Below are 22977 nucleotides of genomic sequence, written 5' to 3'. Positions count from 1 at the left end.
GATGGCGCCGAACCGGCCTGACACTCCCAATAACTGGCAGCAGTTTGCCCACGAGCATGGCATCGAGGGGAGACCGGTTGTCGCTTTTGGTTTCAATCCCCACTGGCGGCCGGCGCTGGCGAGTTTTGTTCAGGGAGTGAAGATTCGCCACGTAAGACATCCGGGCAGGATCCCCGGGGGAGCCGTGGTGCTTGTCTGGGGAAGCCGGAAGATAGCGGGACTTCCCGACGGCAGCATAACCATCCGACTGGAAGATGGATTCCTCAGGTCCGTTGGCCTGGGCGCCGAATTTGCCCGGCCGCTGTCCTGGGTGGCAGACTTCGACCACCTTTATTTCGATGCCGAGGGGCCTTCCCGCCTTGAAAACCTCCTGAACACCCACGTGTTTAACGAACAGGAGCAAGAGCGGGCACAGAACCTGCTAGATAAAATTCAGGAAGCCGGCATCACCAAATACAACACCGGGTATTCCGGTTGGCAGCGTCCTGAGGGGAAAGAGCGAGTCATTTTGGTGCCAGGCCAGGTGGAGAGTGATGCCTCCATACGATTCGGGTCGCCGGAAATCAGAACGAATATGGCTCTTTTGAGCCAGGTCAGGGAAGCCAATCCCGACGCATGGATAATCTACAAACCCCACCCGGATGTGGTGGCCGGTGCCCGCAAAGCGGGAGAAAAGGAAGCAAGCGCACCGGCCTGGTGCGATGAAGTGGTCACCGAGGCGGCAATGGATGCACTCCTCGCCCAGGTGGACGAAGTGCATACCATGACCTCACTGACCGGGTTTGAAGCACTGATCCGTAACAAACGTGTCATCTGTTACGGGCTACCCTTTTATGCGGGTTGGGGCCTGACAACAGACAAACTGGCGTGCGAACGCCGGCAACGCGTTCTGAGCTTGACAGAACTGGCGCATGCAACCCTGATCCAGTACCCGTTTTATGTAAGCCGGCAAACGGGGAACTATGTATCGCCGGAACAGATCCTGGATGTACTGCAACAATGGCGAGGAAGTCCGTCCTCATGGCGAGCAGTGATAAAAAAACAGACACGCAAGGCAATCAACGTGGTCTGGGGCAAAACGTAGTAACACTAGGTGCCGAATCCCAAGGTTCCTCAGAGCACATCGCGATAGTCGGCACCCTGGTGGATACCATGTTGGGCTTCCGGGGTGAACTCATTCGAGACATGGTCGCAGCAGGCCATCAAGTCTATGCCTTCGCTACCGATTATTGCCCGGAAACCGAACAGGCCATTCGCGATATGGGGGCGCATCCGGTGCACTACCGCATGAGCCAGCTTGGCACCAACCCCGTCAGCGACCTGATGGCCGTCTGGCATTTGCGTAAACTGTTTGTCCGCCATCGGATTTCACTGAGCTATTGTTACTTTTCCAAACCGGCCATCTACGGCACCCTGGCCGCTCGTATGGCGGGTGTGCCCAGGCGAATCGCCAAGATTGAGGGCCTTGGCCGGATATTCACGGTGAGCCCGAGAGGAGACAGGCTGCGAAAGCGCCTGATTCGCAGAGTGATGGCAGGACTGTTCCGTTTCAGCTTGCCTATGGCCCACAAGCTGTATGTGCTGAACGAGGGCGACAAAGAAGACCTGCAAAGTTTTGGCGTAATCCGGCCGGAACCGGAAGTGTTGGGCGGTATTGGCGTTTGCCTTGAACGCTACTACTTCTGCCCGCCGGTCACCGAGACCATTCGCTTCATCTTTGTTGCCCGCCTGCTGCATGAAAAAGGCGTACGCTATTTTGTGGATGCCGCCAAAGCCCTTGGCAAGCGATACCCTCAGGCTGAATTCATTCTGTTGGGTGCGCCCGATGCCAAGCCGGGGGCGGTTGATAAAGCCGAGTTAAAAGAGCTGGTCAGCGAGGGCGTAGTCCGCTACCCGGGCGCAGTAAAGGATGTAACCCCCTGGCTTGCCGCGAGCAGTGTGTTTGTTCTGCCCAGCTACTATCGTGAGGGCGTACCGCGCAGCACCCAGGAAGCTCTCGCCATGGGCCGCCCGGTGATCACAACCGATGTACCGGGCTGCCGAAGAACTGTTAAAGATGGTGTGAATGGTTTCCTGGTGCCTCCTCACGATCAGGAGGCCCTGGAAGAAGCCATGCTGAAGTTCCTGAGGGAGCCCGAACTCGTTCGTTCCATGGGCCTGGCAAGTTTCAACTTCGCCCAGGACCACTTTGACGTACGCAAGATCAACCGCCGCATTCTCCGTGATATTGGCATTGCCATTCGCGAAGCGGGCGTTGAACACAGCGAACCAGAGCCTGTTAACGGGCGCCTCCAGGCAGACTCCTGGCGATAGAATCCAATCTCTTCACCACCAAGACTGACAACAGACCCATGCCTAAAACCTTCCTGATTACCGGCGGTGCCGGTTTCATCGGCTCTGCCGTTGTTCGTGAACTTCTCGAGAACACCGATCACAATGTAGTGAACGTGGACAAGCTCACCTATGCCGGCAACCTGGAATCTCTGGCCAGTGTTGCAGATAGCCCTCGCTACCACTTCATCCAGGCGGATATCTGTGATGCCGAGGCCATGGCAGGAGCGTTCAACCTCCATAAACCAGACATCGTGATGCACCTGGCTGCCGAAAGCCACGTAGACCGCTCCATCGATGGCCCCGCCGCCTTCATGGAAACCAACATCATCGGCACCTATACACTGCTGGAAGCTGCGCGCGGTTATTGGAAAGCCCTGCAAGAAACCAATCCGGAAAAATCTAAAAGCTTCCGTTTCCACCACATAAGCACCGATGAAGTTTACGGCGATCTCGAGAATACTGACGAGCTCTTTACTGAAACCACCTCGTACGCCCCAAGCAGCCCCTACAGCGCCAGCAAAGCCAGCTCTGATCACCTTGTAAGAGCCTGGCAGCGCACCTACGGCATGCCAACGCTGGTTACCAATTGCAGCAACAACTACGGCCCCTATCACTTCCCGGAAAAACTGATTCCCTTGGTGATCCTCAACGCCTTGGCGGGTAAACCACTCCCCGTATATGGCGATGGCAGCCAGATCCGAGACTGGCTCTACGTAGAGGACCACGCCCGCGCGTTGATACTGGTGGCCCAGCAAGGCGGAATTGGCGAGACCTACAACATTGGCGGCCACAACGAAAAGAAAAACCTGGAAGTGGTAGAAACCATCTGCGACATCCTCCAGGAACTGGTGCCCAAAGATACCAGCTACCGTGACCAGATCACCTTCGTAAAAGACCGCCCGGGCCACGACCTGCGCTACGCCATAGACGCGAGCAAAATCGAAAACGACCTGGGTTGGACGCCCCAGGAAACCTTCAAAACCGGCCTACGCAAAACCATCCAGTGGTATCTGGACAATGAAACCTGGTGGAAACGAGTGCAAGATGGCAGTTACCAGGGTGAGCGTCTGGGGGTAACTGCTTAAAGACGTTTTGGCCACCGACACTCACGGATGTTCACGGACGAAAGAGAGACAAATGATCAAGGAAGAAGACCTCACCTACAGGATACGTGGGGCGATTTTTGAAGTTAATAAAGTTCTGGGTCCTGGTTTTCTTGAGGGCGTATATCAGAGGGCACTCGAGCTTGAGTTACAGCAACGGGGGCTGGAGGTTCAAACTGAGGTGCCGGTCAACATAACTTATAAAGGCCAGCTGGTAGGCGAGCATCGGCTGGATTTGTTGGTGAATAACACGGTGATTCTCGAGCTAAAAGCACAACAACGGCTGCCCCTGTCGGCCGAGCCCCAGCTCATCAACTATTTGAGAGCAACCGGAAAATCCGTAGGCATACTTGTTAACTTCACATACCCGAAAGCGTTCATAAAAAGAATTGTTGTTTAGCCACGGACACTCTCGGACTTACACGGACAAAGACCAAGAAGGCTTTTGAAAAACATATCTATTCATTAATTCGTATTGTGTCCGTGTGAGTCCGTGTGAGTCCGTGAGCGTCCGTGGCCCCAAAAAAGGTGTTTTAGATTGAAAATCCTCCTCCTAGGCAAAACCGGCCAGGTGGGGTTCGAACTCCACCGAACCCTGGCCCCACTGGGCTCCATCACAGCACCGACAAGAGCGGAAGTGGACCTGATGAACCCGCAGGCAGTTGCCGATTACCTCGAGCAACATCAACCAGACCTCATCGTCAACGCCGCCGCCTGGACCGCAGTAGATGCCGCCGAAGAACATCAGGAAGAAGCTTACCGCCTAAATGCGGGCCTGCCCGAGCAGTTGGCCAGGTTTGCCGTTGAGCAGGGTGCTTTCCTGGTGCACTACAGCTCCGATTACGTCTACCCGGGCAACGGCACAGAACCCTGGCAGGAAACCAGCGAAACCGGACCCCTGAGCGTGTATGGCCAAACCAAACTTGAAGGGGATCAGGCCATCCAGCGTAGCGGCGCTGAACATTTCATCTTCCGCACCAGCTGGGTCTACAGTGCCCGCGGCAACAACTTTATGAAAACCATGTTGCGGCTGGCCAAGAGCAAAACCGAACTGACCATAGTGGCAGACCAGATCGGCGCGCCCACACCGGCAAGGCTGATTGCTCAGATAACTTCCATAGCTGTCCACAGCAACATACCAGCGGGGCTCTACCATCTTGCCCCGGCGGGTGAAACCAGCTGGCAAGGCTTCGCGCAAGAAATCTTCCACTTGGCCAAAGCGCACGGTGAACAACTCACCATGGGCCCGGAAAATGCGCGCGCGATCCCCACAAGCGACTACCCAACGCCGGCCAAACGCCCGCTGAACTCCAGAATGGAACTCTCTAAACTGGAAATCGCCCTCAACATCCAGATGCCAGACTGGCAGAGTCAGTTGCAGTTAACACTCGGCGAATATCTGGAAGAAGCGTAATCAAGTCTCGGAGTAACATCAGCATGACAGTAACATTAGGCGTAAGCCCGCACAGCAATTGGCAAACTCATGGACAAAGAGCTTAGAAAAGCAGAAGAACAGATACAACTCTTCATGGAGCTCATGGGAGAAGACGGTGTATCTTCGCCCTCAAAGTAGCCTAAAATGGGGATAGTCTAACTGAGACAGCCATTCAACGGTCCAGAAAGGCACCACGAGACTATGAAACAGCCTGGCCTTTCTCATATACCAGAGCCTGAAGCAGAGCGGTGGCAGCAAGATGCCCTGCAATTCTGGCGAGTACAGATCGAGCGCGATCCATTCTTTGCGCCGGTACTGACCAGTGCCGCATTTCAACGGCTGCAAGATATCTCATTCCTGGGCGCACTGGACTACGCTGCCCGCAGCCCAAAACAACGCACAGGCAGTAGGGCAGACCACTCGCTGAATGTCGCGGCACTGGCTAACTTCGTTGCGGTTAAGCGGGGATATAGCCGCGAGCTAAGCAGGCACCTGATCCTTGCCGGGCTGCTCCATGACATTGGGCACCCGCCACTGTCACACAGTGCCGAGCCATTTATCAAAAAACACATTGGCTACGGCCACCACCTGGCCGGAGAAAAAATTCTGAAAGGCCAGAATGAACTGGGCGAAACCTTACATAACTGGCTGGAAGTACATTCTGATATTCCTTTCTTGATTTCTCTGATCGACCAGCGGGCCCGATATGTAGATGGCGGCGATCTGTTTGCGAGCCCTATCAACATAGATACCATTGAGGGCATCACACGAACCTACCGCCTGATTGAGCCCGGCATCGCGGTTCATCTTAACCGCCAACGAGTTAGGTTAGCCGAAGCATCGTTTCTTTCAGGCATGAACACAGGCCTGAAAGACCTGGATTATTTCTGGACCATGAAGCATCGGGTTTATACCAACCTGATCACCAGCACCCAAGGCCTGCTGGCCGACAAACTCTCTCAGCTTTACTTTGAACAAGAGCGCGCAGAGTTTGCGGAAAAAGACATGTTCAGCTCAGAAAACCTCTGGCGAAAGCAGTATGCCGGGTTGTTTGAAAATCTAAAAAAAATTAACAGAAAATCGCTGAAAGTAAGTTGGCTGTCGGGCCGGCAAGTTCGGTACACCACACGCTCCTACTACCTCGATATCGAAAAGCGTGGCTTGGCAAGATACCGTTGTGCCAAGCAGGGAGCTTCCGTAACGCTGCCAGCAATACAAAAGCTCGAAGAATGGCCGATTCAGATTTCTCTCGTTGAATAACAAGCACGGACGCCAATGGCATACGAAAAAATCCTTACCGATTACCCAAAACTTAAAGCCGCCAGAGCTTATACCGCAGAACGGCTTGAATTAATCAGAAAAGCTCTGGCTGACAAGCTGGAGCCCAGTGACTACAAAGGCAAGATCACCATAGTAGCAGTGGGCTCTTATGGGCGAGGAGAGGCCTCCAGCGCTTCGGACCTGGACCTCTACATCCTCTTCGATTCTGATCGCGATGCGGAAGATGCCATACCGGCGGAACTCGTCGCAGTGGAGAAGGTGGTTGATCAATATGTACCAAACAGCACGGGCGAAACTGGCACTTTCGGCAGTAGGGCATGTGTAAGATTTGCAGATATTCTTAGCAAGATAGGCGGAACGGAAGACACCAATTACCACATTACCCGCAGGCTGCTGTTCCTGCTTGAGGGTACCTGGCTTTATGGTGAAGGGCGCTTTCAGCAGTACCGCAGGGAATTACTGAATTGCTACATCAAAGAAACGGATACAGACGGGCGGCTCTCGCGTTTTCTGTTAAACGACATCATCCGCTACTATCGCACCATAACCACAGATTTCGAGCACAAAGTCAGTGCCCAGCAGCAAGGGTGGGGGCTAAGGCAGGTAAAACTGAGATTCTCCCGCAAGATTCTCTATTTCGGCGGCATTGTCGCGGTAGCCGAAACCACCGGCCTGCCTATTACCGACAAACTGGAAAAAATCGGTGACTGGTTTGATTGCCAGGGCCTGGAACGGATCTATCAGGCTGCCCCAAACCAACCAGAAACCAGGCAAGTGTTGGAACTGTATGAGTACTTTCTTGCCGTAATATCAGAACCGCGAACCAGGGAACAGCTAAAAGTGCTGCAAAAAGAAAATCGGGCCCAGTGCCAAAGGTATAACGAGCTTCGTGAAAAGGGCATCGAACTTTCGGAAACCCTGGCGGGTTGGCTTAAATCAAAGTATACGGCCGACCACGAAATACACCACGCCCTGATTTTCTGAGGGCAGCGATCAAACCATGATCTACTTCTTGAGACATGGCGAAACGGACTACAACAGACATAGCCTTTGGATGGGGCGGCTGGATCAGCCCCTCAATGCCGCAGGAGTCGCCCAGGCACAACAAACCGCTGAAAGGCTTGCCCAAATGTCTCTGGGCCAAATTATCACCAGCCCGCTCAGCAGGGCACAGGATACAGCCACCATAATCGCCAACCGTCATCCAGACAACCCGCCCGTCAAGGTGGCGGATTGGCTGATAGAACGAGATTACGGCCGCTTCGAAGGCCTGAAAAAAACACCGGCGAATAGAGCTGCGATTGAAACCGACCTGACCACAGAGACCATGGCCGAACTCTTTACCCGATTAGCACCTATACGCCATATTGACGAAACGAAGAGTGACACGCTGATCATCTCCCACTCCGGCATATACCGGTGCTTGGTCAGCAGCTACGGCTACACCCCAGATCCGGACAAATCAACACTCAGCAACGCAGAATTCGTAACCATTACCCCCCCCCAACTGACCCAAAATCAGCAAAACCACTAAAAATCGCATCTTATTTCTTTTTTCGTGTCCTTTAGTGGATTTAGTGGCAAAAAAGGTATTAAACGAATGAAAGGCATCATCCTCGCCGGCGGCTCCGGCACCCGGCTGCACCCCATCACCCATGGCGTATCCAAGCAACTCCTGCCGATTTACGACAAGCCAATGATCTATTATCCCATTTCCGTGCTAATGCTTGCGGGAATCAGGGATATATTGATCATCACCACACCCGAAGAGCAACAGCTATACAAAACCCAATATGGCCAATACCTGATCGAGCTACTGGCGTGAGCTCTTCGATGCATCCTTACCACAAACCGGTCGATATAAACTTTAATCTCCCGACCCGGATATATGGCGGCATGCTGGCCATTTGGTTACTGCGCCCCAATCTTCAAAAAAAGTTTCCACTCCATAATAATCAGAGAACAGACTATCTCGCGTTCCTGGCCTGGTGCACCGCAATCGGGCGCCGAGAGTGTCGAATTCTGACAGAAATCGAAGAGTGGAACCGTGAGCTACAAAGGCCTGTCAGCCTGCCATCCAGCAAGGATGATAACTGGCAGGGAGCTTACACTGTGGGAATGTATCTGGCCGGTCTTCATAGGGGCAAATATTGGGATGCTCAAATCCAGGCGAACGGCAAGCTCAGACATCGCGCTGCCCGATGGTACTTCCGGGAGGGGCGCCAGCTTCTGAGCCTGGGAAATGTGCAGAACTGGCAGATCAAGGCGCTGGAATCCAATTTCGCGAATTTCGAGGCGTTTAAAGATCACATCAGCCTTCCTGATGACGATCAGCTAAGCCTCAAAACCATAGAGGAAAACTGCAAGGACATCGAAGCAGCCTGGGGGAACCACCAACCCGAAAGTTGCCCCGATTCGGTGGCGGTGGAAAAGCCCGGCATGCTTATTCAGTACCTGGCTTCTTTGTTGCCGGTAAGCAGTAACCGGTTGCTGAGTGTCATCCGGAAGAAGTCCGCACCACCGGGTACCGCACAGGTAACGAAAGTTGCAAAGAAGATTAATGAAAAGGCGGCGCAACACAAAAGTGTTAAATCAGTAACCGGGCCATTTGGCGTCAATCTTTATGGCTATGCAAAGGGCGAGCTGGGCATTGGCGAGGATGTGCGCATGCTTGCACTGGCGCTGCAATCCGCAGATATTCCGTTCTGTATCATTAACATCGAGCTGGGCAAAGATGTAAGTCAGAAAGATACCAGCGTTGATGGTTGGGTCGTTTCCGAGCCAAAGTACAGTTTTAATGTTTTCTGCATGACCGGCATCGAAATGTGCCGTTATATCTGTGAGAGGGGCAGCCACGTTCTTGCTCACCACTACACTATTGGCCTCTGGCCCTGGGAGCTGCCGGCATGGCCAGAGGCATGGCACCACACTTGGTCCCTGGTTGATGAACTTTGGGGCGTTAGCCATTACACCGCTGACGCATACGCTAAAGCGCCGGTGCCGGTTGTGCCGATTCGGCTCCCGGTCGTCGTTGGAGAAGTGGCGCAGTTACCCCGCAGCCATTGGGGCTTGCCGGATGATGCATATCTATTCGTCTTCTCATTCGATATGAACTCCCGCCCAACAAGAAAAAACCCGCACGCGGTTATCAAGGCCTTCAAGCTTGCTGCAGAAGGCAAAGATGCTGAAGAGGCAGGGCTCGTACTAAAAATCAGCCACCTCAAGCCCCAGAGCCCAGAGTGGGTAGAGCTGGGAGAGCTGATCGACAATGATCCACGCATCCATCTGGTGACCACCGAATTAAGGCGGCCTGAGGTATTGGCCTTATATCGGAACTGTGACTGCTATGTTTCGCTGCACCGCAGCGAAGGCTTTGGAAGAGGGCTGGCAGAAGCGCAGTTGCTGGGTTTACCGCTCATTGCCACGGGTTATTCCGGCAATATGGAGTTTTGTCAGCCACCGACTCAATGTGTCGATTTTTCGTTAATTGAGCTTGGCAAGAACGATTACTTCTACGGCGAAGGTCAGCACTGGGCTGAGCCAGACACAGAACAGGCTGCACAGTTAATGAAAAATCAATTAAGTAAGGGGCGGTCTGAAATACCTGTTCGATACGATACCGATCGCTTTTCTCCCGAGAGTTGCGGAGAAATATTTAAACAAAGGCTGCAGGCTATTGCGCAGCCAGTGCCAGAAAAAGGAGAGTTTTCTAAATGATCAACAGTTCTATTCATCCGGTGATCTTGTCAGGTGGGTCTGGTAGCCGTTTATGGCCAATGTCGCGTGCGGGGTTTCCCAAGCAATTCCTGGCGCTGCACGGTGACGACGGCATAACGATGCTCCAGGCTACCGCCAAGCGTGTTCAGCGGAAAAGTTTCTCGAATCCACTGTTGGTCTGTAACGAAGAGCACCGATTCATTCTTGCCGAACAGCTGCGGCAAGTTGCGATCGAGCCGGACGGCATCATTCTTGAACCGGTTGCGCGTAACACAGCGCCCGCGGTTGCAGCAGCAGCTCTCAGACTGAGCGAGAAGCAAGCGGATGCTTTGATGCTGGTTATGCCATCAGACCACGTTATTCTTGATGAGGTAAGCTTTCACGAGGCAGTTCAGGCAGCCGCAGAAGCAGCCGCTGGAGGCGCTCTGGTAACCTTTGGTATCACCCCGACCCAACCGGAAACCGGCTACGGCTATATCCAGAGAGGGCAGCCATGGTCAAGTGATGTAAACGGTGTTTTTGAGGTAACACGCTTTGTTGAAAAGCCGGACCTGAAAACAGCAGAGCAGTACCTTGAATCTGGCGACTATGCCTGGAACAGCGGCATATTCCTCTTCAGGGCAGACACCTACATCAATGCGCTGGAAGCGTTCCAGCCTGAAATGCTGGCTGCTGCACGCGCCGCTTTGGAAAACAGCCATGAGGATTTAAACTTTTGCCGCCTGGATGAAGCCGCCTTTTCCGCATCGCCATCGGACTCGATAGATTACGCGGTAATGGAGCAGACGGATAATGCAGCGGTGGTCCCCGTCGATATGGGCTGGAGCGATCTTGGTGCCTGGTCTGCGCTGTGGGATATCGAAGAGAAGGATGAGCAAGGCAACGTCGCCACTGGTGACGTGCTATTGCACAATACCCGTAACAGCTATGTGCATGCAGACCACGCCATGGTCGCCGTTTCCGGGCTTGATGATGTAATTGTGGTGGCTACCGATGACGCTGTCCTGGTGGTTGATCGTCATAATGCACAGGGGGTGAAAGATCTTGTTGATCAACTCAAGCGGGAAGGCCGTGGCGAACACCACCTGCATACCACCGTTCACCGTCCCTGGGGTTCTTACCGTGGCATCGACATGGGTGAGCGCCACCAGGTCAAGCGCATCACGGTAAAGCCGGGCGAGAAACTCTCATTGCAGATGCACTATCACCGTGCCGAGCACTGGATTGTCGCCAGCGGCACCGCGCTGGTTACGTGCGGTGAAAAAGAGTTTCTTCTCAGAGAGAATGAATCCACCTTCATCCCGATGGGAGAAACGCACCGTTTGGAGAACCCTGGCAAGGTGCCGCTGGATATCATTGAGGTGCAATCCGGGAGCTATCTCGGCGAGGATGACATTGTCCGATTTGAAGACGGGTATGGGCGAGCGAAATAAGCTCCAAACCAGCCAATATACTTTACGTTTCCTCCACTCTATGCATCACTTTTATCTACAGACCCGCTTATGACAACCCTCTGTATTACCGGTACCCCTGGGCGTGATTTCGAAAGTGCCAGCAAGCTCCTGTTTCAGGGAGGCCTTGCATCGGCAAAACCGATTGAGCGCGAGACAACCATCAGCCTGGAAGATTGGCATGCACGCGTCGGCCCTTTGCTGAGGAAGCAGCAAGCCCCTGGTCGCTTATGGGAGCAGTTGGCTGGTGACCTCCTGTTGGCTAATTTTCAGCAGCCGCAATGGGGCTGGTCAGATCCTGCGACTCTCGATGCGCTCGAGTTCTGGGCTGAACTCGAGTCCGGGATGTGTTTCCTGCTTCTGACCTCCGACCCCCAGGAATACCTTGCGCATCACCTGTTGGAGGGAAGCGGAGAGAGTGGTGAAGAGGTAGATGAGAAAGCCTGCCTCCAGGAATGGCGGTACCAGCATGAGCTTATGCTGACGTTCTATCTGGATAATCCGGAGCGATGCTTGCTGGTCAATGCCCGGCAAGCCCGCGCCAACCCTTCAGCCTTTGTGGAAAAGCTTGAGGAGCGGTGGGGATTAGAACTGAACTTGTCTTCAAGCTATGTTCCGGTGCTTGCCGGTCATTCCCGGCAAGAGGCTCCCATTACGCTCGCCCAATACATTGCCGAGAAAAGCCTGATCGACCATGGGAAAGGTCTCATGCCCCTGCGTGAAGAGCTACAGGCCGCCCAATTCCCACTGGCCGAGCCAGCAGCGCAATCCGATATAGACGGCAATATTCTGGGTTCTGCCAATCTCTCTCTCGTGTCCATCCTGAGGGACTACCAGCAACGCTGTGCCCGGGATCTTTCAGACAGCGATCGTAAGGCTCTTGAGACACTCCGGAGGGAGAATGAGCAGCTCCTGACCAAGCTTCGCTACGTACAGGAGCAGCTGGATGCAACAACTGAAAACCAGCTGCAACTGGAAAAACAGCTTGCGGAGGCCAAAGCGCTGCCATCTGTCACGCCTGAGGAGTTGGCGAACCTTGAGGAACAGCGACTTGCTGAGAACGAGATCCTCCTTCTCCAGCTTAACCAAGTACAGGAGGAGCTGGAAGCAACCTTCAACAAGCAAAAAGATAGTGAAGCAGCGAATGTGGCCAGTAATGAAGCCGCTGAACGGGCCCGTATCGATCGTGATAACTTGGCCCAAGAGCTCAAGCAGTTGACTCAACAGTCTGAAGAAACAAAGCAGGAAAACGAACTTCTTCTTCTGCAATTGAATCAGGTGCAGGATGAGCTGGAAGCCACTTTCAACAAGCACCAAGATAGTGAAGCAGCGAGCGTGGCCAGTAATGAAGCCGCTGAACGGGCCCGTGTCGAACGCGATAACTTGGCTCAAGAGCTCAAGCAGTTGAATCACCGGCTTGAAGAAGCAAAGCAAGAAAATGAGCTCTTGCTTTTGCAGCTACATCAGGTTCAGGAAGAGTTGGAATACTATTTCCACAACCATCAGGAGATCAGCGGCGAATTCGTAAATCTTAAAACGGAGAATCAACAGCTCAAGCAACGGTTACGGGAAGTATCTCAGCAAGCGGATGAGCGCCGGGGATGGCTTGCCAGGTTGGGTAGCAAACCTAAGCCAACCAACCACAAGCTCGCTTTCGAGGGAGTGAATTTGCGACACGAGCAGGTCAATCCGGATTACGAACATCTCTGGATAACGTTGAAGGACGTCAGTTTCGGTGGACGTTACGCGCCTGAATGGCAGTTCCGACTTTCCTGCGCAGGTGTTAAACCGAATGAGTTTGGTCTGCAGCCCAAGCTGGAAATTCCCGATCAACAGGAGCAGCTGCTCGAACACTGGTTTGCGGAAAGTGAGAGTGAGCACGGACAAAAGCTGGAGTTGCGTTTTTCGCTCCCGAACTCGATGGATTCCGGAGTATGGAAACAGATACCCGATCCAGACCAAGTATTGATTCGATCACTGATCCACCAACTCCCTGACATACTTGTGAACCTCAAGGATACGGGTAGGAGACTGTCGAGGGACTGGGATGAATGGCAAGAGTTGGCTGCCAATATGCTTCGCATTCACAAAGCCAAAGATAGAAAATAATCTATGAAGCCCCTGGTCTCCGTTGTGATGCCCTCTTTAAATCAGGCGCGCTTTATTGAGCGCGCAGTTAGCAGTGTGCTTTCGCAAAGCTGGCAAAGGGTTGAGTTGATCGTGCAAGACGGAATTTCAACTGATGGCACCCAAGCAATTCTGGAACGCATAAGCAACCGAGATGCTAGGTTGAGATGGCAGTCAACGCCAGATACCGGACCCGCTGAGGCTGTCAACAGCGCATTGCAGCGTGTACGAGGCACCTACATTGGCTGGCTCAATGCGGATGATGAGTACACGCCCGGTGCCATCGAGCGGGCGGTAACTTCGATGCAGCAGCACCCCCATTGGATATTGTGCTATGGTCAGGGGGAGCATATTGATGAGAAGGGAAAAGTCACCGGCTATTATCCAACGCTGCCAGAAGCAGGCGATCCAAATCCCAAAGTGCCAGACAGCTTGGCATTTCAGCAGGGGTGTTTCATTTGCCAACCCACCGTGTTCTTCAAAGGCGTAATGCCAAGATTGATTGGTTATCTTGATAAGACTCTCTGTGCCAGTTTTGACTTCGAGTATTGGTTACGCGTCTTTACCGCCTTCCCGGGGCGCGTGGGCTATGTTAATCACGTGCAGGCGCAAAGCAGATTGCATAGCAGTACCATTACATATCGGCAGCGACGCAGTGTCGCGATTGAAGGTATGCAGGTGCTGGCCCGCCATCACGGCAGTGCCCCGGGGCACTGGTTGCTGACCTATCTGGAAGAACAGCGCCAGAGTGACGTAAGTGAACAGGATATTCAGTCTGAGTTAACAGTGCTGTTACCAAAAGTTAAATCGCTCATGAGCCCTGGTGATTGGCAGACACTCAAGCGCTTGATATCGAATAACGAGTCCCGAGATGCCTGACGAAATGTTACCCACGAATTTCCACACGCTGATCCACCTTGGCTGTGGCGCTTCCCCCCATCTGGATGAGTACCAAGAACTAGCTGAACACGTTTGGCTAATTGATGCCGATACTGAAGTTATTTCAATCTTGAGGGAAATTACCCAAGAGTTGGAACATGTCCATACTCAACACGCTTTGGTCGATACGAAACAAACTTCTGGTATTTTTTACCGTTATAGTCAAGCTTGGGCCAATGGTTTGACCCCGCTTGACGAAGACCTTCATCGGATCTATCCCGGTCTGCATTGCATAGGCACCAGCAAGTACCAAACGACTCCGATCGATTCATTGCTCTCGCATTGCCTGCCCGAAGAAAAAGACGACACTCCGTATTTGCTCCTGCTGGATGTGGGTCGTGACAACGCCGAGTTGCTGCCGGCTCTGGAGCGCAGCGGTATACTTGGTCGAATGTCCACGGTAATTGTGCTGCCTGCGCACCGTCGTGCCCAGGCAGTGGCAGTTCCACCAAGCTTGCACGCAGTCAAAAGACCGCCAGAAGGGCTGACCTTACCCGAAAATTGCCAGGTACTAACATCTCATCCCCTGTTGAGTACTTTGCAGCAGCATAAAAAACAGATTGTCGAATTAGAAACGCTCCTGAATAAACGGACAACGCAGATTGATGAAATTACCCATGACTTGCGAAAGGTAGGAGTTCAACTTGAACAAAGTGAGCTAGAGCGCAACCGTTTGGAGAATCGAATCAACGACGAAGTTGAAATAAGAGATAAGGCTCAGCGAGACGTCAAGAAATTCGAGGAAAAAAAAGATGAGCTTACAAACCAGCTAGAGGCACTTACTAAAAAATATGAGCAGGCTCTAAAGCAAGCGGAGCAGCGATCTAAAGAGCTTGAAGAAAATCAATATAAATTAGCCGAAACAAGGCAAGGATTAGATTCACTGACTGCTGATTTTGAAAAACTCAAAATAGAACTGGCTAATGCAGAATTAAGCCTTAAAGAAACCAATGGTAAGCTTGAGCATGCGACAGTAGCGGAAGAATTGGCGCTACGAGACGCCATGAATTTAAGAAGAATGCTAGCAAAATATCATGAGTGACGAAGATAATAAGCCCACGATCAGAACAGTCCACCATTTTGCTTGCTCTGGCGGCACACTTATAAGCAAGTGTATTGCTTCGATGCCGAACGTCTTACTTTTAAGCGAGCTAGATCCGCTGAGCCCCCTAAGCCCGCTGCAAGAAAAGCATCAGAAACCAGAGTTCTCTCCAAGCGACCCAATAAGGTTATTAAAACATAACTTACAGGATCTTGGGGATGAAGTTCTCGTTAGCATGTTTGTAGCATCTATTCTGGATCTTAGTAAACATTGTAAGCGCCTATCCTACGATTTAGTGCTGCGCGATCATACTCATAGCCACTATTGTTGCGGCGCAGAATTGAGTGATCGAGCATCTTTTTTACGAATGCTTACTGCCGATTTCCGAGTGAAGTCGATTGTTACTGTAAGGCACCCCTTGGATTCCTATATATCTTTGTCGGATAATGGGTGGCTTCATTTTACGCCCACTTCATTAGATGAATACTCCAGGCGATATAATTTATTTCTTGACGAATATGAAGGGGTGGAGATCTTTAAATACGAAGATTTCACCAAAACTCCGGAGGCGGTGCTGTTAAACATTTGTGAGACTCTAAGTATTGAGTTTGATCCCGGTTTCCAAAAGTACATTTCGGCAATTAGACTTACTGGAGATAGTGGAAGATCTTCAAATGTGATTCAGGAGCGGCCACGAAAGCCGAAGACAGAAGAGTTAAGCAGGCAAATTGCTGAGTCGGAAAATTACCGAACTCTGTGTGCACGGTTGTTTTATGACGCTTAATCTTGAGAAATCATACTTAAGTTTGTTTGATTGGCGAGAATCTTTAACGCGACATGAGTATTTGCTGAGGCTAATCCCAATTTTTCTGGCGGACCAAGAAAACACATTTTTATTTAATGTGATAAGGAATGAGTTAAAAAAAAGCATAAAGCTCGAAGAAAATCGATTTGAAGTCTGGGTGCTAAAAAGGTTTGGCGTCAGCGAAATTTGGAAAACTCCGAAAAGAAAGCTGGCTTTTGTGGATCACTCTTTTCATTGTAAGACCGCGTCATCAATGTTCTTTGTCAGAGAGTTAGAGAAGTACTACGACGTCGATATTTTTTGGAGTTCCAGATGGAAGGGAATTCCTGATGATTATCTTAAAGATTTACACTTATATTATTCTAGGGCAATTTATTGGCAGGCTCTACCTGATCCGCATTGTTTCCAGCCTGCTCATACGGTAATCGTTCCAATGTGGGACGCCGTATGCAATGAGGATGAAGCTTTTTATAAAAGATATCAAGAGTTTCCTGTTTTATCATTTTCTCAAGCTCTGCATGACGTTTGTCGTAAAAACAATTTGAGTTCAAGATATATAAGAGTTAACCCCAAGATTTCAGGCAGAGTTTTGAGGAAATCAAAAAGGCGAGAGAGTAATAATAGTAATGAGCCTGTGATTTACTTTTGGCAAAGGACTAATAATTTTACGTGGCGTGAGCTCAAAAGAATAATTTCAAATAATGTCATAGGCAGTGTCTTGATATGCGATGCAGTAGATCCGGGAGCCAGCTTTGTTACACCATCTGCATCAGATATTTCTCAATATAATATTGAGATTGTCTCTTGGAGCGACAGCAAAAACGATATACTTGAGGTTCTCGAAAACGTCGATATTTACGTAGCGCCAAGGATGGAAGAGGGAATAGGTTTCTCGTTCCTTGAAGCAATTGAGTGCGGTTGTACGATAATATGTAACAATGCTAGCACCATGGATGAATATATTGATGACCGTAACGGCTATGTCATCGATTATAGGAACCTTATGCCCGTCGATCTCTCGGACTGGAAGGTGAAGAAAGAGAATATGCGTAATCGATATGCGGAAATGCCTGACGTAGGGGAAGGGTTTTCGGAAAATATAGCCAGCGCTTTGGAGGAAATGATTGGATGTTAAAGGTTGGAGTGGATTGCTGGGCGTTGAGAATAAACGGTGCAGGGGCGAGATATGTCTTTGAGTCTATCTTTTCTGTAATAGAAAAGAATGAAAAATACAAGTTTATACTGTTTTTGCACCCCGAGGCAGAGGTCTGTATACGCGAATTACAAAACCACGTTGGTGTTCTAAAAAACACCATCAAAATAAAAATTAAATCTCCTGGTGAGATTCTGAAATACGAGAAATTTGTCGATGTTTTTTATAGCCCCTTCAACAATATCTCCTTCCGATATTTCGGTAAGCCTGTAGTATCTGTGCTTCATGACGTTCAAGAGCGCCATCTTCCTGAAATGTTCTCTCCCGAAGAACTGGAGGGCCGACATGAAGACTACGACGACATTGTAAGGTCATCTACGAGAACAATTACAATCTCGAACTTTTGTAAGCAATCTATTATTGAGCATTGTGGTGCTGATCGAAATAAAATCGATGTTATATATAATGCACCTCAGCGATCCCTTCAGAAGTACGTGAATTCTGAAGAGATCAAGCAACAACGGGTATGGTCGGACATTCACGCGGGTCAGTTTATATTTTGTCCTGCAAACTTTTACCCGCACAAAAATCACATCAGGCTGCTCGAAGCTTATGCGCGGTGCCTAAAAGTCAATCACGATATGCCTCTGCTTGTCTTGATGGGCATGCTTTCCGAAGGCTCCGACATTGAGAGAAAGATTAATGCCCTTTCTCTCCAGGACAAGGTAAAAGTTGTCTCGCGAGTTCCTGGTGAGGCATTGGCTTGGCTCTACAGACATTGTCGTTATGTGGTTATTCCAACACTGTTTGAAGGCTTTTGTTTGCCTGCAGCTGAGGCGCTGATGTTCAATAAGCCCCTTTTGTGTTCGGATCTCGACATCTTGAGGGAGGTGACTATTGGGAACGCGTCCTTCTTTAGGCCTGACGATATTCAGGAAATGTCCGAGAAAATGCTTTTGGGCTTAAAGGCAGAGCAAGCTCAACCAGTTTCGATAGAAGATCATTACAACTGGGAAAAGGCGGGGCACAATACCCTAAAGGCCATTGACAGAGCATTTTCGGAGTATTACCGAGAACCTGTCACATTGAAAAAGCTTTCAGAAAGCAGCTTTTGTATTTATCTTGATGGCGACCTTGCATCGTTGTCTGATATTGAGAACACGATAAGCTCGATCGAAACGGCGGCGCGTAACTCTGCTGCTGTCGATGTTTGGCTTTCAATCAAAGAGAGTAGTAAGCAAGAAATTTTTGATCAGATTTTATCTGGCCGGCGCTTTTCTCAAGCGGTGACCTTGAATCTTGTAAAAGAGGATACCGCCTTTCATCGGCTCAAGAATGATTATTTTTCCTATGTAGTGGCCGGAAATAAGGTATCGACAAATTATTTTCTGGATATAGTAAAAAGTTCGGGAGACGATAGTTCTGACCTAATCGTTGGAGAGCTCCATCAGATTCATGAGGACGTTGCCGGGACTTTTGAAACATCCGTATATTTTAGGTTGAATAGGGGTAACCTGATTCTGAACGGTTCTTTCTATCCGGAAATGTTTGTCTCTCGTTCTCCAAGCTACATCCAGTCTTTAAGAAAAGATAAGAGCAGCTTGGCTACCTATGTAAAACCAATTATTGCATCCGGAAAATCAAAAGTTGCGAGGATAAATCTTGGAGCAGTTCTTTTTAAAAACTCTACATCCTTCGAGAGAATTGTTAAGAGGCACTCAAGGCTCGGATTTACGCCGGTAGATTTCCTTGCAAACCCCGAGTCAGTGAATGTGAACAAGCTACTTCAAGATCAGGAATTTATTGATTTTGTGCACCACGATGTTGCGAAAAAGTTAGGCAAGGAACTTCCACCGGTTGTTGAAGAAGCGAAAAGGCAGATTAAGCTTGCGGAGAATTCAGAGGAGTTAGTATGACCAAGCTGCCCGCCATATGGTGCGTTGTTCCGTGTTTCAATCGTTCTGCAAACACATTGAGATTTCTTTCCAATTTTTTTCGCCAGGATTACCCGAACAAGCATGTCGTTATCGTGGACGATAAGTGCTCTGATAATACCGGGTTTAATGTCGAGATAAATTATCCTGACGCCCATGTTGTCTATGGTGAAGGTGACCTCTGGTGGTCCGGTGGTACCAATCTCGCCATCCACTATGCGCTTGAAAAGGGGGCCGATTATATCCTGACGATCAATGATGACTCTCAATTTTCGGATAATCTGATGTCAACTCTTTATGAAGCTGCTAGGAAGAATCCGAAGTATATTGTGGGTTCTGTCTTGGTAGAAGAGGGCAATGAGGACATTATCTGGTCTGTTGGTTCTTGCCATGATTTTACCGAGCAGCGAATGATGCGGTTGAACTTTGCCGGCGAGGATATTTCGATTTTATCTGAACTTCAAGATCCGTACCCCGTTGAAATGATGCCCGGAAATGGCGATTTAATTCCTCGTGAAGTTTTTGAGAAAGTTGGTTATTACGACGAGGTTTGTTTTCCACAATATCACGCTGACAGTGAGTTTATTAAGCGTGCTGCCAGTGCAGGCTTTGAACCGGTGATAGCATTGAATGCCAAGGTCGTGAACCAAATTTTAAGAGTTCCGTTGGTGAATAATGTGAAAGATCTTCTGTTCTTCAAGAAGTCTGATCTTTACTGGCCTGCCATGGCTACGTTTTTTCTGCGGTTTTATCCGGAAAAAGATGTTAAGGAGATTTTTGATAGAATATATTCCGATTTTTTGCCGGCTAGTCATTAAGGGTATAGTGTATGATTTTGAAATCATCTTTTAACTATGACACCGATGTTTTGGTTTTTACGCATATTCCAAAATGCGGTGGTACATCAGTTCATGGCATGTTGTCAGATTTGCTGGGAGGGCTATATGTCCATTTTTTTCCGGGCTCATGGGAGAATCTGAAGTTAGAAAAGTATTTGGGCGGGGGAGGTCATCAGAAATTCGGATCCAACCCTCTTTGTAGGACTGGTAGAAATGTTGTTAATGTCACCGTTTTGAGGGATCCTGTTTCCCGCTTTTTTTCGTTCTATAGTCATGTTGCAAATCATCCGGAACATCATTTGCATAATACCGTGTTGCAGACCGATAGTCCTTACGAGTTTGCACTTGAATGTTACGAGAATAACAATTTCGAAATATCGAATATTCAAACTAAAATGCTCGCCGGGCGCGATGATGCCTCTTGGCAGAATGCGGCGGCTGTTTTAGAAACTGAATTCTCTGTTGTTGGGTGCGTAGAGGATTTAGAGTCCTTTGCGCATGAGGTTGCTTCTTTGCTTAGGTCAAAATTCACTGGAATGAAAACGTTGAATAAAGGTTTTCATAAAAGTGTTAATGATGTCCAAAGAAACGCTGCTATTGATTTTGTATTAAAGATAAATCAAGAAGACATGAAACTCTACAATCACTTTTTTGGTTAAATTTTTATGAAAAAGGCTTTGATTACCGGCGTTACTGGCCAAGATGGTTCTTATCTTGCCGAATTGCTCCTTGAAAAAGGATATCAGGTCCACGGTATAAAACGTCGTGGTTCACTTTTTAACACTCAAAGAATAGATCACATTTATGAAGACCCACATGTTGAGAATCAACATTTTGTTCTTCATTACGGGGATTTGTCAGACTCCACGAACCTGATCCGGATCATTCAGGAGGTTCAGCCAGATGAGGTGTATAATTTGGGGGCTCAATCGCACGTAGCGGTTTCATTTGAGTCACCAGAATATACCGCAGATGTAGATGCGATGGGCACACTCCGAATTCTGGAAGCAATTCGCATATGCGGTCTGGAGCAGAAGACTCGTTTTTATCAGGCTTCCACATCCGAATTGTACGGCCTTGTGCAAGAGATTCCTCAGAAGGAAACGACGCCGTTTTATCCGCGCTCGCCTTATGCTGTGGCGAAGCTCTATGCCTACTGGATCACGGTGAATTACCGTGAGGCCTATGGCATGTACGCCTGTAATGGCGTCCTTTTCAATCATGAAAGTCCCCGGCGTGGCGAGACTTTTGTTACTCGTAAGATCACCCGTGGGTTGGCAAATATTGCTCAGGGGCTACAGGATTGCCTCTACATGGGCAATATGGATGCCCTGAGGGATTGGGGCCATGCCAAAGACTACGTTCGAATGCAATGGATGATGCTGCAGCAAGAAAAGCCGCAGGATTTTGTGATTGCGACAGGCAAACAGTATTCAGTTCGTCAATTTATCGAATGGTCTGCTGCAGAGCTGGGTATTAATCTTCGCTTTGAGGGTAAAGGTGTAGACGAAATTGCGATTGTAGCCTCAGTGGTGGGTGATAATGCTCCCGGTGTGAAAGTTGGCGATATTCTGGTGCGCGTTGATCCGAGGTACTTCCGCCCCGCTGAAGTGGAAACGCTGTTGGGTGATCCTTCTTACGCCAAGGAGCAGCTGGGTTGGGAACCGGAAATAACGACGCAAGAGATGTGTGCCGAAATGGTTGCGGAAGATTTGAAGGTGGCTAAGCGTCATGCCTTTCTGAAGGCTCATGGTCATCATGTTTCGCTTTCCGTGGAGAATTGATATGCCAACGAAGCGAATTTTTGTGGCGGGCCATCGTGGGATGGTTGGCTCGGCTATTGTGCGCCAGCTTGAAACCCTGCCGGATGTTGAGCTGATAACCGCAAGCAGGCATGAGCTTGATCTCAAAGATCAATCGGCGGTGCTTGCGTGGTTTCAGGACCAAGAAGTGGATCAGGTTTACCTTGCGGCCGCAAAGGTAGGTGGTATTCATGCCAATAATGAGTACCCAGCCGAATTTATTTACGAAAACCTGATGATTGAAGCAAATATCATCCATGCAGCGCACAAGTCTGGTGTGCAAAAGCTGTTATTCCTCGGCTCGTCTTGCATTTACCCCAAACTTGCTACGCAACCTATGCGGGAAGACGCACTTCTGACCGGTACCCTGGAACCGACTAATGAACCCTATGCGATTGCCAAAATCGCCGGTATTAAGCTCTGTGAAAGTTACAATCGGCAATACGGTCGGGACTTTCGCTCTGTAATGCCCACCAACCTTTATGGTCCGAACGATAACTTCCATCCGGAGAACAGCCACGTTATTCCGGCGCTCTTGCGGCGGTTTCACGAGGCCAAGGAAGCGGGCGCAGGCGAGGTGGTTGCCTGGGGGACTGGCTCTCCAATGCGGGAGTTTTTGCATGTAGACGACATGGCTGCCGCCAGTGTGCATGTTATGCAACTTGATGAAGCCGTTTATCACGCGAATACTCAGCCAATGCTCAGTCATATAAATGTTGGCACGGGTATTGACTGCACCATTAAGGAACTGACGGAAACGGTGGCTAAAGTAGTGGGATTTGGTGGAGATATCGTATGGGATACCAGTAAACCCGACGGCACCCCACGAAAGCTTATGGATGTTTCCAGGCTCAGGGCATTAGGTTGGGAGGCGTCAATATCTCTGGAGGAAGGGCTGCGTAATGCTTATCAGTGGTTCCTCGCGCATCAGAATGACTTTCGTGGATAGGTCACGGAGGTCGTTGCACCTTATTTCTGAGATAGGTAAGAGAGCTGCTCGTGGTAAATCGTAGTT

Annotated in this window: 20 protein-coding genes and 1 pseudogene; all 21 read left to right on the top strand. The window is 49.9% G+C overall.

The features are described from left to right. Position 1: 1 nt before the first annotated feature. The 21 genes and pseudogenes from AC13C0_RS12845 to fcl all read left to right on the top strand — a co-directional run bounded on the left by AC13C0_RS12845 (position 2) and on the right by fcl (position 22911). The gene (locus AC13C0_RS12845) at positions 2 to 1084 is read left to right on the top strand and encodes a capsular polysaccharide export protein, LipB/KpsS family (RefSeq protein WP_482954512.1); all 1083 of its coding nucleotides are present in this window, start codon (positions 2 to 4) and stop codon (positions 1082 to 1084) included. After that, entirely contained in the window at positions 1021 to 2313 is a 1293-nt protein-coding gene (locus AC13C0_RS12840; RefSeq protein WP_341582321.1) for a glycosyltransferase family 4 protein, read from the top strand. The genes AC13C0_RS12845 and AC13C0_RS12840 overlap by 64 nt, the downstream gene beginning before the upstream one ends. Positions 2314 to 2351: 38 nt before the next feature. Further along, the gene (rfbB, locus tag AC13C0_RS12835) at positions 2352 to 3419 is read left to right on the top strand and encodes a dTDP-glucose 4,6-dehydratase (RefSeq protein ID WP_482954511.1); all 1068 of its coding nucleotides are present in this window, start codon (positions 2352 to 2354) and stop codon (positions 3417 to 3419) included. A 52-nt stretch (positions 3420 to 3471) separates the two neighbouring features. Continuing rightward, positions 3472 to 3837, top strand: coding sequence for a GxxExxY protein (locus AC13C0_RS12830; RefSeq protein ID WP_341582319.1), 366 nt, complete (start codon positions 3472 to 3474; stop codon positions 3835 to 3837). 138 nt (positions 3838 to 3975) lie between these two features. Continuing rightward, positions 3976 to 4851, top strand: a complete 876-nt coding sequence (rfbD, locus tag AC13C0_RS12825; protein WP_482954510.1) for a dTDP-4-dehydrorhamnose reductase — start codon at positions 3976 to 3978, stop codon at positions 4849 to 4851. 222 nt (positions 4852 to 5073) lie between these two features. Beyond that, entirely contained in the window at positions 5074 to 6132 is a 1059-nt protein-coding gene (locus tag AC13C0_RS12820; protein WP_341582317.1) for an HD domain-containing protein, read from the top strand. A 15-nt stretch (positions 6133 to 6147) separates the two neighbouring features. After that, a complete protein-coding gene (locus tag AC13C0_RS12815; protein WP_341582316.1) occupies positions 6148 to 7137 on the top strand; it encodes a nucleotidyltransferase domain-containing protein in 990 nt (329 codons plus the stop codon). 16 nt (positions 7138 to 7153) lie between these two features. Next, entirely contained in the window at positions 7154 to 7687 is a 534-nt protein-coding gene (locus AC13C0_RS12810; RefSeq protein ID WP_482954509.1) for a histidine phosphatase family protein, read from the top strand. A gap of 66 nt (positions 7688 to 7753) precedes the next feature. Next, positions 7754 to 7951, top strand: a pseudogene (locus AC13C0_RS12805) (sugar phosphate nucleotidyltransferase); the annotation flags it as partial. Positions 7952 to 8049: 98 nt separating this feature from the next. Beyond that, positions 8050 to 9870, top strand: a complete 1821-nt coding sequence (locus tag AC13C0_RS12800; protein WP_482954508.1) for a glycosyltransferase — start codon at positions 8050 to 8052, stop codon at positions 9868 to 9870. Beyond that, positions 9867 to 11303, top strand: coding sequence for a mannose-1-phosphate guanylyltransferase/mannose-6-phosphate isomerase (locus AC13C0_RS12795; protein WP_482954507.1), 1437 nt, complete (start codon positions 9867 to 9869; stop codon positions 11301 to 11303). Before AC13C0_RS12800 ends, AC13C0_RS12795 begins: the two co-directional genes overlap by 4 nt. Before the next feature lie 69 nt (positions 11304 to 11372). Beyond that, a complete protein-coding gene (locus tag AC13C0_RS12790; protein ID WP_482954506.1) occupies positions 11373 to 13430 on the top strand; it encodes a hypothetical protein in 2058 nt (685 codons plus the stop codon). Positions 13431 to 13433: 3 nt separating this feature from the next. Next, positions 13434 to 14327 carry a glycosyltransferase gene (locus AC13C0_RS12785; RefSeq protein ID WP_482954505.1) on the top strand — a complete coding sequence of 298 codons (894 nt, stop codon included), beginning with the start codon at positions 13434 to 13436 and terminating at the stop codon, positions 14325 to 14327. Beyond that, the gene (locus AC13C0_RS12780) at positions 14320 to 15429 is read left to right on the top strand and encodes a hypothetical protein (RefSeq protein WP_482954504.1); all 1110 of its coding nucleotides are present in this window, start codon (positions 14320 to 14322) and stop codon (positions 15427 to 15429) included. The genes AC13C0_RS12785 and AC13C0_RS12780 overlap by 8 nt, the downstream gene beginning before the upstream one ends. Then, a complete protein-coding gene (locus AC13C0_RS12775) occupies positions 15422 to 16213 on the top strand; it encodes a hypothetical protein (RefSeq protein WP_482954503.1) in 792 nt (263 codons plus the stop codon). Before AC13C0_RS12780 ends, AC13C0_RS12775 begins: the two co-directional genes overlap by 8 nt. Next, positions 16203 to 17369 (top strand): glycosyltransferase, encoded by a 1167-nt coding sequence (locus tag AC13C0_RS12770; protein ID WP_482954502.1) that lies wholly within the window; start codon positions 16203 to 16205, stop codon positions 17367 to 17369. The genes AC13C0_RS12775 and AC13C0_RS12770 overlap by 11 nt, the downstream gene beginning before the upstream one ends. Further along, positions 17363 to 19303 carry a glycosyltransferase family 4 protein gene (locus tag AC13C0_RS12765; RefSeq protein ID WP_482954501.1) on the top strand — a complete coding sequence of 647 codons (1941 nt, stop codon included), beginning with the start codon at positions 17363 to 17365 and terminating at the stop codon, positions 19301 to 19303. The genes AC13C0_RS12770 and AC13C0_RS12765 overlap by 7 nt, the downstream gene beginning before the upstream one ends. Further along, positions 19300 to 20139: a glycosyltransferase family 2 protein gene (locus AC13C0_RS12760; RefSeq protein WP_482954500.1), complete on the top strand. Its 840-nt coding sequence runs from the start codon at positions 19300 to 19302 to the stop codon at positions 20137 to 20139. Before AC13C0_RS12765 ends, AC13C0_RS12760 begins: the two co-directional genes overlap by 4 nt. 11 nt (positions 20140 to 20150) lie before the next feature. Then, on the top strand, positions 20151 to 20819 hold the full coding sequence (locus AC13C0_RS12755; protein ID WP_482954499.1) for a sulfotransferase family 2 domain-containing protein: 669 nt from the start codon (positions 20151 to 20153) through the stop codon (positions 20817 to 20819). Positions 20820 to 20825: 6 nt separating this feature from the next. Continuing rightward, positions 20826 to 21944 (top strand): GDP-mannose 4,6-dehydratase, encoded by a 1119-nt coding sequence (gmd, locus tag AC13C0_RS12750; RefSeq protein ID WP_482954498.1) that lies wholly within the window; start codon positions 20826 to 20828, stop codon positions 21942 to 21944. A 1-nt stretch (position 21945) separates the two neighbouring features. Beyond that, positions 21946 to 22911, top strand: a complete 966-nt coding sequence (fcl, locus tag AC13C0_RS12745) for a GDP-L-fucose synthase (RefSeq protein WP_482954497.1) — start codon at positions 21946 to 21948, stop codon at positions 22909 to 22911. The last annotated feature ends 66 nt before the right edge of the window (positions 22912 to 22977 follow it).

The organism is Marinobacter sp. B-21, assembly GCF_056857895.1.
The sequence above is the reverse complement of the archived record's forward strand: the minus strand, read 5'-3'. Positions and strand labels throughout refer to the sequence as shown.